The following is a 13,443-nucleotide window of genomic DNA, read 5'->3' as shown; positions in this document are numbered from 1 at the left end:
CTTGTGGCTTCCGTCCCGTCGACGTGGCCTACGACTGCCGATCGCTGGAAACCGACCGACTGCGCCCTCAGATCCCGAACGTCGCGCGCAGCATATCTCGGCTTCCGGGGCCGAGGCCGACCGCCAGCACGGTGATGAGAAGCATCAGCGTGTACCGCGGCGACTCCTCGTACATCTCGCCGTTGAACACCCAGACAACGAACGTCGCCGCTGCGAGCTTCACCAACAGGAACGGCCACGCGTCGCCGGTGACGGCGACAATGGACTGGGGAAGCAACCGACCTGTCCAGTCGACGATGAGGGAGTTAACGACGTGTTTCGGAACGAGGTTCGGCGTTCCCGTGAGTGCCGGCATCCAGTTGAGCCCGATGACGTTCGCCACCCCGTCGACGGCGTGTCCCCAGATGATCAGTATCCCCGCGAAGCCGGTCCCACGTCTGACCGACGGCTCGTATCGGGTCGCGAGCGTCCACGTCGCGAGCGTCGCCAGCGTCGCGATGCCGAGCGTCGACACGAGGACGACGGGATAGAAGTCGACGTACTCGGTGGCGGCCGCGAGGTACGCGAGATAGCCGAGCGAAAGCGCGAGCGCGCCAGTGCCCATCGCGAACAGCGGTCGCGCGTAGTCGTCGACAACCCCGCGTCCGGCGAGTCCATAGGCGGTGACGACACACGCGAGCGTCACGCCGAAGACGGTGAAGTAGATGAACGGGCTGATGAGCAGCGCGCTCGCCGGGTACGGAATGAGCGGCTCGACGCCGGCGTCCATCGCCGCGACGCCCGCGTCCTCGACCGTCCGTAACGTCCCGCCGAGCAGCATGAACGGGAACAGCGCGTAGAAAAAGCGGAGTTCGTTGCCGATGTCGAGCCGCTGGAGCAGAAACACGACGCCGATCAACATACCCAACAGGATCACGACGTAGCTCACGGTCGACACCGTGGTGTATCCCGGGAATGCGACGACCGCGCCGGCGGTGACGGCCTCCGTACACGCGGCGGTGCTGTCGAGGAGTTCTGTCCCGCCAGCGTCTCGCACGGCGCACTGTGCCCCCTGTCCGTCGGCCGCGACCGGTCCCCAGAAGTACCGCCAGAGGAACCGGTCGTAGACGATCCGCGGGAACACGACGGAACCGATTGCGAGAGCCGCGGTGACGAGCCCGACCGCGGTCGCCCACGCCCGTTCCGGCGACAGTTCGACGCGCGCTCCGTCCGTAGTCATGCTCCCCGATGCGAGCGTCGCCGAGTTGAGCGTTCCGGTCCGGTACCGCAAGTCGAATGCCGGTCGTGTTCACACCGGCGGACCGTCCTCTTCGTAGTCCGTTCCGAGAATGATCATCGTCTGTGACCGCGAGAACCCCTCCATCTCCGCTATCCGATCGAACATCAGCTCCCGGAGACTGTCGGTGTCGGCTGCGACGACGCGGAGGAGCACGTCCCATTCGCCGGTCGTCAGGTGAATCTCGCGCACCTCGTCGACATCGCTGAGCCCGGCGAGCGCGTCCTCCTCGCGCCCCTGTTCGACCCGGAGTCCGACGAACGCGCTCACACCGTATCCGACCGCTGCCGGATCGACCGCCGCGTGGTATCCCTCGATGACGCCCGCGTCTTCCATGCGCCCCACCCGATCGTGGACCGTCGCACTGGACATGTCGATACGCCGCGCGACCTCGGAGAACGGCGTTCGTGCATCCGCTTGAAGGATACGGAGGATGGCTCGGTCCGTCTCGTCGAGTTCCATGCGCGTGGTATGACTCGACAGGACTTGGCCCTTCCGGACCCCACTTCGACGGCGGACGGCACCGCCATACGCGCCGTGCACGGTCGTGATTCCGCATGTATGTTGGTCCAGTACGCATCGGAGAGCGATCTGCGCCACTCCGTGTCACGCCGATACGCGACTCCGCCGTATTCAAATATCCGCGCCAAGACCGATCCGTATGGACGATATCGACGACCAGTACACGCCCGCCGACATCGAGTCGGCGGTCGACGAGTACTGGGACGACGCGGACGCCTACGAGGCGGCGAAAGAGGCGCACGCCGACGACCCGCCCTTCTTCTTCGTCGACGGGCCGCCGTATACCTCCGGGCAGATGCACCTCGGGACGGCGTGGAACAAGACGCTGAAAGACGCCGTCATCCGTCACAAGCGGATGACCGGTCATCGGGTCACAGACCGGCCGGGGTACGACATGCACGGGCTCCCGATCGAGGTGAAAGTCGAGGAGGAACTCGGCTTCGAGAACAAGCGAGACATCGAGGAGTACGGGATGGAGTCGTTCATCGAGACGTGCAAGGAGTTTGCGCTCGACAACCGAGCGGCAATGGATGAGGATTTCAAATCTATCGGCGTGTGGATGGACTGGGAGGACCCCTACGAGACCATCTCGCCGGAGTACATGGAGGCCGCCTGGTGGGCGTTCTCGGAGGTCGCAGACAATGGGCTCGTCGAGCAGGGGAAACGCTCCATCTCGCAGTGCCCGCGCTGTGAGACTGGCCTCGCCAACAACGAGGTCGAGTACGAGGACGTGGAGGACCCGTCTATCTACGTGAAGTTCCCGCTGTCAGATCGGGAGGGGAGCCTCGTCATCTGGACGACGACCCCGTGGACCATTCCGGCGAACACCTTCGTCGCGGTCGACGAGGATCTCACCTACAACGCGGTCCGCGCGGAGAAGGACGGAGAGGAGGAACTGCTGTACATCGCAGAAGCGTGCGTCGAAGACGTGCTCCAAGAAGGGCGATACGAGGACTACGAGATCGAGAGCGAACTGACGGGCGCGGAGATGCTCGGCTGGACGTACGACCACCCGCTCGCCAACCATGTCGCCGAGTACCCCGACTTCGAGGGTGCAGGCGAGGTGTACGCTGCCGACTACGTCGAGGCCGACCGCACCGGACTCGTCCACTCCGCACCCGGCCACGGTGAGGAGGACTTCCACCGCGGTAGCGAACTGGGGCTCGACATCTACTGTCCGGTCGGTCCCAACGGCGTGTTCACCGAAGTCGCCGGCGAGTACGCCGGCCGGTTCGTCCGCGACGCCAACGACGAGATCATCGACGACTTGGTCGCCGACGGCCACATGCTCGCACACGGCACCGTCGAGCACAGCTACGGGCACTGCTGGCGGTGTGACACTGGGATCATCCAACTCGTCACCGACCAGTGGTTCATCTCGATCACGGACGTCAAGGAGGATCTTTTGGATAACATGGAGGAGTCGGAGTGGCATCCGCAGTGGGCGCGGGACAACCGCTTCCGCGACTTCATCGAGGACGCGCCCGACTGGAACGTCTCTCGCCAGCGCTACTGGGGCATCCCGATCCCGATCTGGGTGCCGGCAGACGCCGATCCCGACACGCTCGACGAGGACATGATCGTGATCGGCACCCGAGAGGAGCTAGCGGAGCGCGTCGAAGAGGACGTCGACCCCGAATCGATCGACCTCCACCGCCCCTCGGTTGACGACCTGGCGATCGTCGAGGACGGCACGACGTACCGCCGCGTCGAAGACGTGTTCGACGTGTGGCTCGACTCCTCCGTCGCCACGTGGGGAACGCTGGGCTACCCAAGCGACGAGACCGCACACGACGAGCTGTGGCCCGCCGACCTGATCATCGAAGCGCACGACCAGACGCGCGGATGGTTCTGGTCGCAGCTCGGCATGGGAACCGCCGCAGTCGGCGAGATTCCCTACGACGAGGTCGTCATGCACGGGTTCGCGAACGACGAGGACGGTCGGAAGATGTCCAAGTCCGTCGGAAACATCGTCACTCCCGAGGAGGCGATCGACCGCGCCGGGCGCGACCCGCTCCGAACCTACCTCCTCAGCCACGACCAGCAGGGCGTCGACCTCGCGTTCGAGTGGGACGGACTGGGAGAGATCCATGGCAAGCTCAACATCCTCTGGAACGTGTTCCGCTTCCCGCTCGAATACATGGATCTGGACGGCTACGATCCCGCCGCGGCCGACCTCGCCGACGGCGACCTCGAACTCGTCGACGAGTGGGTTCTCTCGCGGCTCCAGTCGGTCGAGACAGAGGTAGAAGAGGCGTGGGCCGACTACCGCGTCGCTGACGCGGTAAACGCCGTGATCGAGTTCGTCACGCAGGACGTGTCCCGATTCTACGTCAAGGCCGTCCGCGACCGGATGTGGGAGGAGGCCGACTCCGACTCGAAGCGCGGCGCGTACGCGACGCTCGCGACCGTCCTCGACGAGGTGATCCGACTGCTCGCACCGATCGCGCCCTACCTCTCCGAGCGGATGTACCAGACGCTCGACGGCGGGGCGACCACCGTCCACCAACTCGACTACCCCGAGCCGACCGACGACCTGCGCGACCCGGCCCTCGAACGCGACGTTACGGTTCTCCGGAACGTCGAGGAGGCCGCGGCCAACGCCCGCCAGCAGGCCGGCCGCAAGCTCCGATGGCCCGTGCCGCGCGTCGTCGTCGAGACCGATGACGACGCGGTCGCCGGCGCGGTCGACCGCCTCGCCGACCTCATCGCCGATCGGGTCAACGCCCGCGAGGTTCGCGTCACCGACGCCTTCGACGAGCTCGTCGAGACCGCCGAGCCGCAGATGGCCGAGATCGGTCCGGCCTTCGGCGGCGACGCACAGAAGGTGATGAGTGCGCTCGACGGCGCGACTCGCGAGGCCGTCGAGTCCGGCGAGATGACGGTCGACGGCGAGCCCGTCGACCTCGACGACGCGATGGTCGAGTACGTCGCCGAGCCCCCGGAAAACGTCACCGGCGTCGAGTTCGATGGCGGGGTCGTCTACGTCGACACCTCCCTGACTCCCGAGATCGAATCTGAAGGGTACGCCCGCGACGTGATCCGACGGGTTCAGGAAATGCGGAAGGATCTCGACCTCGACGTGGAAGCGCGGATCCGCGTCGGCGTCGATGTTGACGACGACCGCGTCACCGGCTTCGTCGACGAGCACGCCGACCTTATCGCCGGCGAGGTCCGGGCCGACGCGTGGCTCGACGACCCGAGCGAGGCGGCGGACGCCGACGGCGGGCTTGTCGAGGAGTGGGATGTCGAGGACATCATTGTCACTATCGGGATCGAACCGGTCGCGTAGGCGACCGATCGACACTGCCGTATCGACGGCCGAATCGATCGGCGCGTCTGTGAGACCGACAACGAGACGAGCGGTCGCTCTTCGAGTGTCGGCACGCGGAAAAATTGACATCCCGAAACCTATAGGTGGCCGCTTTCCCCATGGTCACGTATGCAAGTCCGGGCGGCCCGGCCCGACGACGCGGAGGCCCTGCGGACGGCTGTCTCGCGGTCTCGTGAGACGACCGTTTTCGACGATATCGGATCCCCCCTTCTGGATGTGTCCGCCGCCGGCGTCCGCGAGGCCGCCGCGGAGGCGGAGTGGTCCTTCCTGATGGAAGACGACGACGGTCCCGTCGGCGTCGCCATCGCGCACCCCGACGACCGGGGGTCGGAGGCGGAGCTGCTCGCTCTATGGGTTCATCCGAACCACGCGGGCGAGGGCCTCGCCGCCGACTTGCTCTCGCGCGTCGCGTCGTCGGTGACCGACCGCGGTGTCGACACCCTCCGGGCGAGCGTCCCCACCGACAGCCCGGACGCACACGAGTTCTTCACCGCGCACGGGTTTGAACCGCGAGAGACGCGACGCGGTCCCGCGGGCGACGAAACGATCGTTGTCACTGACATCGGCGCGCTTCGGTGACGCGTTTGGCGTCCGCTATCGCGGAAAATTAAGTGGCTGGCACACTCACGACTGGCCGACGATGGTCCCCGTCGATTTCGGTTCCGCTCTCCTCGTTGCTCTCGGCGTCGCGCTTGTGATCGTCGCCCTCGCGAGCCTTCCCTCTGGGAGCCGGCTCCGACGGCTCTACGGGATCGACGACCGCGACGACGCGGGCGCGCGAGCGAACGCCGCCGTGCTCGCGGGGACCGGTGGGTTCCTGCTCGCGCTCGCCGCGGCTATTACCCTAGACCTCTCCGATCGGTTCGTCGCCGCTGGCGCGCTCGGCGTCGCAGCTGTCGGCTCGCTCGTCCTCGGATGGCTCGTCCGCTTCCGGGACCGGCGCGAACTCCTGACGACGCCGGACGTGAGTCGCGAGCGAGCGCGTCGACTCGGGGGTGCCACGATATGGGTTGGCACACTGCTCTGTCTCCCCCTCGTGGGCGTCCTAGCCGGAGCGAGCGACGCCGCCGTCGCGGGCGCGACGCTGAGTGTCGCGGCGGTCGCATCGGTCCTCGTCGCACTCGCGTATCGGTAGAAGCGCTTCCGCGGGACCGAGAGACCAACCCGAACTTACTCGCGGTATCAAGACGCGGTTAGGAGCGGGACGCTCCGAATCAACGCCTGTGGAGACTGCGCTCCCTATGGATACGTCCGTATCTGCAAAGTGCGTCGTGGAAACAGGAAGCCCCATCACCAGAAGTCAAAGACTTCTGGTTAGCAGTCAGAACTCGGAGAGTTCTGACGACACCCTCAAGCGCGAGTCGTCAGGCGAGCGGTAGGGTGGGGTAGTTCACTTCAGGCGTTCCTGCAGGAACGAGGGGTGAGCGGCGGTGACGCCGTCGATCGCCAGTAGCTTCTCGGATATCACGTCGCCAAGCTCGTCGCCGTCGCCCGCGCGGACCTCGGCCATCAACATGTGATCGCCAGAAGAGGTGTACAGGGCCTGTACCTCGTCGAGCGCTTTCAGTTCGCGAGTCGCTCCGACGTACTTGCCGGAGTCGACATCCATCCCGACCATGGCGATCGACTGCGACGAGAGCTTCTTCGGGTCAATCTCCGCCGAGTACCCCACTATTACGCCCTTCTCCTCTAGGCGATCGATGTACTTTCGCACCGTGGGCTTCGAGACATCAGCCCGTTCGGCAATCTCCGCGCAAGACGCCTGCGCGTCCTCCTCTAACACCGATAGGATCCGTTCTTCGGTCGATACCGTACTCATACCGGTACGTTTGCCTCCATAGAAAAAATACCTTGCGAATGAGAAAACGAGTCGAACGGACACCGAACCGGAACGGAACTGTAGACAATCCCGATCTACGGCGGCGTCAGGCGTGCTTGTCGAGGAACTGGTCGTGCGAGCGCTCCCATTCGTAGTCGTCGTCCCAGTAGCGCTCTGCCAGCGGCTCCTCAGGCATCTCGCCGATAGCGCGCTTCTCTTCTCCGTATGACGGACGGTCCTCGTCGACGTAGAACCGACCGGTGAGGACTTCGCCCTCGTAGAGCGACTCCTCGGTCGTCCGCATCATCTCCTGTGCCTCGACGCGGTCCGTCTTGTCGAAGTCGTAGTCGTCGGACTCGTTGACATCGATGTACGGGACGTACTGGCGCGCGTCCTTGTTCCAAGTCGGACACTGGGTGAGGAAGTCGACGTGCGCGAAGCCGTCGTGGTTGATCGCCTCGATGATGATCTCCTTCGCCTGGTTGGGGTTGACCGCGGCGGTGCGGGCGACGTAGGAAGCGCCGGCGTTGAGCGACATCGAGAGCGGCTTGATCGGCTCCTTGGCGCTGCCAGACGGTTGCGTCTTCGACTTGTGGCCCTTGGGGCTGGTCGGGGAGGTCTGTCCCTTTGTGAGCCCGAATATCTCGTTGTTGAAGACGATGTACGTCATGTCGTGGTTTTCCCGAGCCGTGTGGATGAAGTGGTTCCCGCCGATCCCGTAGCCGTCGCCGTCGCCGCCGGCGGCGATGACTTCGAGGTCCGGGTTGGCGAGCTTCGCGGCGCGGGCCACGGGAAGCGATCGCCCGTGGATCGTGTGGAAGCCGTACGTGTCGAGGTAGCTGTTCAGCTTACCGGAACAGCCGATTCCGGTACACAGCAGCGTCTCTTCGGGCGTCCGCCCGACTTCGGGAAGCGCCTGTTTCAGTGCCTTCAGGACGCTGAAGTCACCGCAACCCGGACACCACGTCGGCTGCGGCTCGACGCCGGGAGTGTACTCGTCGCGGTCGATCTCTCGCTCCTCTCCGATTGCTGAAAACGTGCTCATTGTTAGTCACCTGCGGCTGGGACGAAGGTGGTCTGATGGCTGGACGCGTCGCCGTCGCCCTCAATGATAGCGGCCTCGAACCCGTCGACGATCTCTGCTGGCTCGAACGGGTTCCCGTTGTACTTCAGCAGGCTCGACAGCTTCTCGCCGTAGCGGCCGAGGTTCTTCTGAACGAGCCCGCGGAACTGCCCCGAAGCGGTCATCTCGACGACGAGCACCTCGTCGACGCTCTCGACGAACGCCTCGACCTGCTCGGTCGGGAACGGGAGCATGTCGGAGACGCTGTACGATTTCACGGAAATTCCCGCGTCGTTGAGGCGACCGACGGCCTCCTCGACGGTGCCCTGCTGGCTGCCGAAGGTGAGGATGCCGTACTGGGCATCCTCGGGCCCGGCGTACGAGCCGGTGTCCTCGGCGTCGAGGTCGGCGCGGATCGCCTCCAACTTCTCGGTCCGCCGGTCGATCTGCGCGACGCGGTTCTCCGGCGACTCGGCGATGTGACCGGTCGGGTCGTGCTCGTTACCGGTCGCGAGGAAGCGACCGCCCTTCTGGCCGGGGAGCGACCGCGGTGAGACGCCATCGTCGACATCGTGTTGGAACCGGTGGAACTTCCCGTCGGCCGAGTGCGGCTGCTCCGCAAGCGCGTCCTCCGCCAGCGTCTTGCCGAGCGTCGGGTTTGGCTCGCGGTCGAAGTGGCTCTTGGGGACGTTGACGAGTTCGCCGCCGAGCTTCTGGTCGTACAGCAGGATCGACGGGATCTGGTACTCGTAGGCCAGCCGGAAGGCGAGCCGCGATTGCGTGTACGCCTCCTCGACGGTCCCCGGCGCTAAGACGACGCGCTGGGAGTCGCCCTGTGAGGTGTACAGGACGTGTTCCAGATCGGACTGCTCCGGCTTCGTCGGCATTCCGGTCGACGGACCGGCGCGCATGGCCTCGACGAGGACGACGGGCGTCTCCGTCATCTCCGCGAGCCCGAGCGGCTCGGACATCAGCGCGAAGCCGCCACCGGAAGAGCCGGACATGGCCTTGACGCCCGCGTGAGACGCGCCGACCGCGAGCGCGGCCGCCGCGATCTCGTCTTCGACCTGCTCCGAGATCCCGCCGAGTTTCGGCAGGTGTTTCGTCATGATGGTGAACACCTCGGTCCACGGTGTCATCGGGTAGCCGGCGATGAACCGACAGCCCTCGTCGATGGCACCGTAGGAGATGGCGTCTGACCCGGACATGAGCAGCTGCGTCTCGTCGTGTTCGCCCGTCGGCACGCTCACGTCTGGCGCGTCGATGTCGTACTCCTCTTGGACCTGGTCGTAGGCCGTCTCGAGGATCTCGACGTTCGGGTCGAGGATCTTCTCCGGCATCGCGTCGCGCATGAGGTCCTCGACGTGGTCGAGGTCCATGCCGATCAGCGCGCACGTCGCGCCGACGCCGGCGGTGTTGCGCATGACCTCACGACCCATGTCGCGGGCGAGCCCGCGAAGGTCGAGGGGGTATACGTGCCAGTTGTTCTCCTCGGCGCGCTCCTCGAAGTTCGGAATCTCGGAGGCGTCGAGCAGCCCCTCGTCGTATACGATGACGCCGCCCTCGCGGAGTTCATCGAGGTTCTCCGAGAGCGGTTTGATCTCTTCGTTCCCGTAGACGGCCTCCTCCTGTGGGTTGCGGGCGAACGAGTCGCCGAGCGCCAGCAGGAAGTTGTATCCGTCTCCGCGGGACCGTACCGGGTCCGAAGACGCGCGGACTTCGGTGTACGTGTGGCCCCCGCGGATCCGCGACGGGTAGTGGCGATGCGTGAAGACGTTCAGCCCCGATCGCATCAGGGCCTTCGCGAAGTTCTGGCTCGTCGAAGCGATCCCGTCACCGGACCCCCCCGAGATCCGCCAGATGAGTTCGTCGTCAGTCATAGTGGTGTGTGAGCCCGTGTAGGCCTCGTAGCTTGGCCTTGTGTTGGTTACCTCTTAGTGCTTGCTATGGAATCACAAGGGACGATCGTGAAGAATACGGGACCGCCCGCCGTCGCCGCCGCGGTTCCGTACCTTTTAGCCGCCGCCACTCCGACCGAGAGCATGCTCACGTTCATCGGGCTCGGTCTCTACGACGAGCGGTCGGTCACCGTCGAGGGACGCGAGGCGCTCCGAGCGGCTGACCGCGTCTTCGCCGAGTTCTACACCAGCAAGCTCGTCGGCACGGACGTGGTCGATCTGGAGGCGTCCCACGACATCGACATCGAGGTACGCCCGCGCGAGAGCGTCGAACGAGACCCGTCTACGATCCTCGACGCGGCCGCGGACGGCGACGTCGCGTTCTGCACCGCCGGCGACACGATGATCTCGACGACCCACACGGACCTCCGGCTCCGCGCCGAAGAGCGCGGAATTGACACGCGCGTGATCCACGGCGTGACCGCGCAGTCGGCCGCGTCGAGTCTCACCGGGCTCCAGAACTACCGGTTCGGTAAGGCGACGACGCTCCCGTTCCCGTACGCGCACGGCGGCGGCGACGTGCCGGAGAGCGTGATCGAGACGATCGAGACGAACCGCGAGCGCGGGCTTCACACCGTGGTCTACCTCGACATCAAGGTCGGCACCGGCCCGACGGGCTTGGATCCCGACCACGAGGAGTACATGACCGCCGACACCGCCGCCGAGTTGCTTGCCGAGGGCTGGGAGGACGAGCTGGCTGTCGTCGTCGCGCGTGCCGGGTCGCCGACCGCCGTCGTCGCCGCCGACCGGCTGAGCGCGCTCGCCGGCCGCGATTTCGGTGACCCACTCCACCTGCTCGTGATCCCTGGCGACCTGCATCACGTCGAATCCGACGCGCTCGCCGGACTGGCGGGCGCACCGGACGAACTGCTCGACGAGTGAGTCATCACGGAACCGACGAAACCGCACGCACCGTCGTGCATCGCCCCTGCCTTTGATATCGTTGTAGCACGGTAGCATTTAACATGGATACGCCAGCAGTAGAGAAGATTATGTCGACGGATCTCGTCACGATCGGACCGGACGCCACGGCGGCCGACGCCGCGACGCTGATGCTCGATACCGGCGTGAGTTCCGTTCTGGTCGTCGACAGCGGTCGACTGACGGGATTGATTACAGCTACTGACTTCGTCTCGCTGGTCCACGAGAACGACCCGGAAGACGAGACGACCGTCGACGCGTTCATGACACACGAGGTTGTCACTATCGGACCCGACGACACCGTCGAGGAATTGGCGGAGCCGACAGCACACGGGTACACCCACTTGCCGGTGACCTCCGAAGACGGCCGACTGATCGGCATGGTCTCGACGACCGATCTCACGGTGTTCCTCTCGAAGGCCCGGTAGCGATGACTTGCCCGATTGCGTATTCCGGAAGAGTAATCTAACGTGATAGCACACGACATGGTATGGACCTGAACGATCGGACCCGCGTCAGCGATATCATGTCGACGCCACTGGAGACGATCGGTGCGGACGAACCCCTGCGCGACGCGGCGCGACGGATGGACGCCGACGGAATCAGCGCGCTCGTCGTCACGACCGGCGGCGGCTGTATCGTCACCCAGAGCGACATCGTCGGCGCGGTCGCCGAGGAGCGCGAGATCGAGTCGACGAGCGTCCGCGACGTGATGACCGAGAATGTCGAGACGGTGACTCCAGACCTCATGATGGAGGAAGTCGCGGCGATGATGACGATGTACGGTGTCAAACACCTCCCGGTCGTCGACGACGACTACCTCGGAATGGTCTCCTCGACGGACGTGGCCGAACACCTCTCGTAGTCGGTCAAAGGAGGAACGGAACGCCGATGACGACGGCGGCGGCGATCAACACGAGGTTCCAGATTGACATCCTCCCCGCGCTGAAGCGCGAGGATTCCCACGGCACCGCGCCGCTGGGGTGGGATATTGTGGTTTGTAGCTGTCCGAATGGACAGCTACTGGCTGTGCCAATCAGCCGGTACTCCTATCCCGGTATGGGATTCGGAGTTACTTTTGACGACATCCACACCAGTCCCGCAGAAAGGGTGTTTCTGCGATGGGGTGAGGGAATCCCGATACTGTCCAATTAATCGGGCGGATAGACCGCCTCGGATACTTGTTCATGCGGTGTGTGATTACTTAAAAATATCCGTTACCCACGCCGATCAGAGCTTGTGCTGGCGGTATCGGATTCATCCCCGCGCTGAAGCGCGAGGCTTTCTCCTTGTACTTCCGTAACACCGGCCGAACGAGTTCTCGCGCAACGCTCGCGGCGAAGACGGTCTTCACGAGGACGCTCGCGACCGTCCCGGCGACCACGCCCGCGACCGCGGTGTCGACGCCGATCTGTCCGGTCCCAAGGAGTGACACCGCGGTCGCCGTCGACGTTCCCGACGACACGAGTCCCGAGAGAAACGACGTGGCGACGAACCCGCCCGCACCGAAGGCGCGCTCTGCGCCCGCAGAGACGAGCAACACCACGAGGAACAGCACGCCGAACGTCAGCGCGTTTCGCAGGCTGAACGGCGAGGTGAGTTCCGTCTCTATCGGCGTCTGCCAGTCGCTTCGCCACACCGCAGCGGTCACCCCCACAACCGTGATCGCACCGAGCGGCGCGACGACGACGAGGGCTGCGTCGGGCACGAAGACGGCGACGACCGCGGCGTTCCGGAGCGCCATCGCCGCATTCGCGAGTAGAATCGATCCGACGGCGACATCTCTGAGGTTCTCGTCCCCCCGGGCTCGCTTGGCCATCTCGGCGACGACTGCAGTTGAGTTCACGAGCCCGCCGAAGAAGCCGGTGACCGCGTAGCCACGGCTCTGGTACCGCTTCACGAGCACGTAGTTCACGAAGCCGATCGCGCTGACCGCGACGACGAGCGACCAGACGAGCCGCGGCTGGATCGCGCCCCACGGGTCGATGGTTTCGGTCGGAAGCAGCGGGAAGACGACGAACGCGAGAATGGTGAACTCGACGGCGCTGCGCATCTCCTCTCTAGAGAGTCCCCACGCGAACTGGTGAAGCTCCCGTTTCAACACGAGCAACAGCGAGGAGAGCACCGCCACCGTCACCGCCTCGATAAAGAACTCGCCGGCGACGAGCGCGCCAACCCCGTACGTGACGAGCATCGAGACTGAGGTCGTGAGCGAGAGTCCCTCAATGTCGGGTTCGACGAAGCTTCGAACCGCTAGAATCACTGCGATTGCGACGATGAGAACCCCGCCGACGATCAGCAGGCCGTCGCTGTCGACAAGCGAGAACACCGCGGCCGCGAGGCTGATCAACGCGAACGTCCGGATTCCGGCGGATTTCTGCGACCACTCCCGCTCCAGTCCGAGGAACATTCCGAGCGCCGTCGCCAACACCAATTTCGCGACGTTCGTCTGGAGATACACGAGCGGGTCGACGGCGTCTATCACGTCCACCACCACCGTTGCTCCGCGAGCAAGCGATCGTCGCCCGTCGAGGAAGTACTACACATACG

Annotated in this window: 13 protein-coding genes and 1 pseudogene; 8 read left to right on the top strand and 6 right to left on the bottom strand. The window is 65.0% G+C overall.

The annotated features are described in order from the left end of the window. Positions 1 to 67: 67 nt before the first annotated feature. Together NO887_RS13715 and NO887_RS13710 are read right to left on the bottom strand one after the other, a co-directional pair. A complete protein-coding gene (locus NO887_RS13715) occupies positions 68 to 1,219 on the bottom strand; it encodes a DUF63 family protein (protein ID WP_256418828.1) in 1,152 nt (383 codons plus the stop codon). 69 nt (positions 1,220 to 1,288) lie between these two features. Next, positions 1,289 to 1,738, bottom strand: a complete 450-nt coding sequence (locus tag NO887_RS13710) for an Lrp/AsnC family transcriptional regulator (protein WP_256418827.1) — start codon at positions 1,736 to 1,738, stop codon at positions 1,289 to 1,291. A gap of 199 nt (positions 1,739 to 1,937) precedes the next feature. Between NO887_RS13710 and ileS the strand changes: the two genes are divergently transcribed. The 4 genes and pseudogenes from ileS to NO887_RS13690 form a co-directional block, all read left to right on the top strand. Beyond that, entirely contained in the window at positions 1,938 to 5,090 is a 3,153-nt protein-coding gene (gene ileS / locus NO887_RS13705; protein WP_256418826.1) for an isoleucine--tRNA ligase, read from the top strand. A gap of 150 nt (positions 5,091 to 5,240) precedes the next feature. Then, positions 5,241 to 5,711: a GNAT family N-acetyltransferase gene (locus NO887_RS13700; protein ID WP_256418825.1), complete on the top strand. Its 471-nt coding sequence runs from the start codon at positions 5,241 to 5,243 to the stop codon at positions 5,709 to 5,711. A 61-nt stretch (positions 5,712 to 5,772) separates the two neighbouring features. Continuing rightward, positions 5,773 to 6,267, top strand: a complete 495-nt coding sequence (locus NO887_RS13695; protein ID WP_256418824.1) for a hypothetical protein — start codon at positions 5,773 to 5,775, stop codon at positions 6,265 to 6,267. 34 nt (positions 6,268 to 6,301) lie between these two features. Next, positions 6,302 to 6,511: pseudogene (locus tag NO887_RS13690) on the top strand (RNA-guided endonuclease TnpB family protein); the annotation flags it as partial. An 11-nt stretch (positions 6,512 to 6,522) separates the two neighbouring features. Here NO887_RS13690 and lrpA1 read toward each other — a convergent pair. The 3 genes from lrpA1 to NO887_RS13675 all read right to left on the bottom strand — a co-directional run bounded on the left by lrpA1 (position 6,523) and on the right by NO887_RS13675 (position 9,894). Continuing rightward, positions 6,523 to 6,951, bottom strand: coding sequence for an HTH-type transcriptional regulator LrpA1 (lrpA1, locus tag NO887_RS13685; protein WP_256418823.1), 429 nt, complete (start codon positions 6,949 to 6,951; stop codon positions 6,523 to 6,525). Positions 6,952 to 7,057: 106 nt separating this feature from the next. Next, the gene (locus tag NO887_RS13680; RefSeq protein ID WP_256418822.1) at positions 7,058 to 7,996 is read right to left on the bottom strand and encodes a thiamine pyrophosphate-dependent enzyme; all 939 of its coding nucleotides are present in this window, start codon (positions 7,994 to 7,996) and stop codon (positions 7,058 to 7,060) included. A gap of 2 nt (positions 7,997 to 7,998) precedes the next feature. Beyond that, complete coding sequence (locus NO887_RS13675; RefSeq protein ID WP_256418821.1) at positions 7,999 to 9,894, bottom strand: 2-oxoacid:acceptor oxidoreductase subunit alpha; 1,896 nt, start codon at positions 9,892 to 9,894, stop codon at positions 7,999 to 8,001. A 162-nt stretch (positions 9,895 to 10,056) separates the two neighbouring features. Here NO887_RS13675 and dph5 point away from each other — a divergent pair, with 162 nt between their 5' ends. From dph5 to NO887_RS13655, 4 genes are all read left to right on the top strand, one after another. Beyond that, positions 10,057 to 10,854 carry a diphthine synthase gene (gene dph5 / locus NO887_RS13670; RefSeq protein ID WP_256418899.1) on the top strand — a complete coding sequence of 266 codons (798 nt, stop codon included), beginning with the start codon at positions 10,057 to 10,059 and terminating at the stop codon, positions 10,852 to 10,854. Between the two features lie 83 nt (positions 10,855 to 10,937). Beyond that, positions 10,938 to 11,321 carry a CBS domain-containing protein gene (locus tag NO887_RS13665; protein ID WP_256418820.1) on the top strand — a complete coding sequence of 128 codons (384 nt, stop codon included), beginning with the start codon at positions 10,938 to 10,940 and terminating at the stop codon, positions 11,319 to 11,321. A gap of 62 nt (positions 11,322 to 11,383) precedes the next feature. Continuing rightward, positions 11,384 to 11,758 (top strand): CBS domain-containing protein, encoded by a 375-nt coding sequence (locus NO887_RS13660; protein WP_256418819.1) that lies wholly within the window; start codon positions 11,384 to 11,386, stop codon positions 11,756 to 11,758. Positions 11,759 to 11,784: 26 nt separating this feature from the next. Continuing rightward, on the top strand, positions 11,785 to 12,048 hold the full coding sequence (locus tag NO887_RS13655; protein WP_256418818.1) for a hypothetical protein: 264 nt from the start codon (positions 11,785 to 11,787) through the stop codon (positions 12,046 to 12,048). A gap of 49 nt (positions 12,049 to 12,097) precedes the next feature. On the opposite strand, the gene NO887_RS13650 is transcribed toward NO887_RS13655, so the two are convergent. Continuing rightward, the gene (locus NO887_RS13650) at positions 12,098 to 13,378 is read right to left on the bottom strand and encodes an MgtC/SapB family protein (RefSeq protein WP_256418817.1); all 1,281 of its coding nucleotides are present in this window, start codon (positions 13,376 to 13,378) and stop codon (positions 12,098 to 12,100) included. Positions 13,379 to 13,443 lie beyond the last annotated feature (65 nt).

The sequence above is a fragment of the Halorubrum laminariae genome (assembly GCF_024494655.1).
GTDB lineage: Archaea > Halobacteriota > Halobacteria > Halobacteriales > Haloferacaceae > Halorubrum > Halorubrum laminariae.
This window is presented reverse-complemented; position numbering and strand designations above follow the sequence as displayed.

Bases quoted from the DNA above. Each gene is read 5' to 3' on its own strand.
- NO887_RS13710 (WP_256418827.1), bottom strand. From the start codon at position 1,738: ATGGAACTCGACGAGACGGACCGAGCCATCCTCCGTATCCTTCAAGCG.
- NO887_RS13695 (WP_256418824.1), top strand. From the start codon at position 5,773: ATGGTCCCCGTCGATTTCGGTTCCGCTCTCCTCGTTGCTCTCGGCGTC.
- NO887_RS13680 (WP_256418822.1), bottom strand. From the start codon at position 7,996: ATGAGCACGTTTTCAGCAATCGGAGAGGAGCGAGAGATCGACCGCGAC.
- NO887_RS13715 (WP_256418828.1), bottom strand. From the start codon at position 1,219: ATGACTACGGACGGAGCGCGCGTCGAACTGTCGCCGGAACGGGCGTGG.
- lrpA1 (WP_256418823.1), bottom strand. From the start codon at position 6,951: ATGAGTACGGTATCGACCGAAGAACGGATCCTATCGGTGTTAGAGGAG.
- NO887_RS13675 (WP_256418821.1), bottom strand. From the start codon at position 9,894: ATGACTGACGACGAACTCATCTGGCGGATCTCGGGGGGGTCCGGTGAC.
- NO887_RS13700 (WP_256418825.1), top strand. From the start codon at position 5,241: ATGCAAGTCCGGGCGGCCCGGCCCGACGACGCGGAGGCCCTGCGGACG.
- NO887_RS13665 (WP_256418820.1), top strand. From the start codon at position 10,938: ATGGATACGCCAGCAGTAGAGAAGATTATGTCGACGGATCTCGTCACG.
- dph5 (WP_256418899.1), top strand. From the start codon at position 10,057: ATGCTCACGTTCATCGGGCTCGGTCTCTACGACGAGCGGTCGGTCACC.
- NO887_RS13660 (WP_256418819.1), top strand. From the start codon at position 11,384: ATGGACCTGAACGATCGGACCCGCGTCAGCGATATCATGTCGACGCCA.
- ileS (WP_256418826.1), top strand. From the start codon at position 1,938: ATGGACGATATCGACGACCAGTACACGCCCGCCGACATCGAGTCGGCG.
- NO887_RS13655 (WP_256418818.1), top strand. From the start codon at position 11,785: ATGACGACGGCGGCGGCGATCAACACGAGGTTCCAGATTGACATCCTC.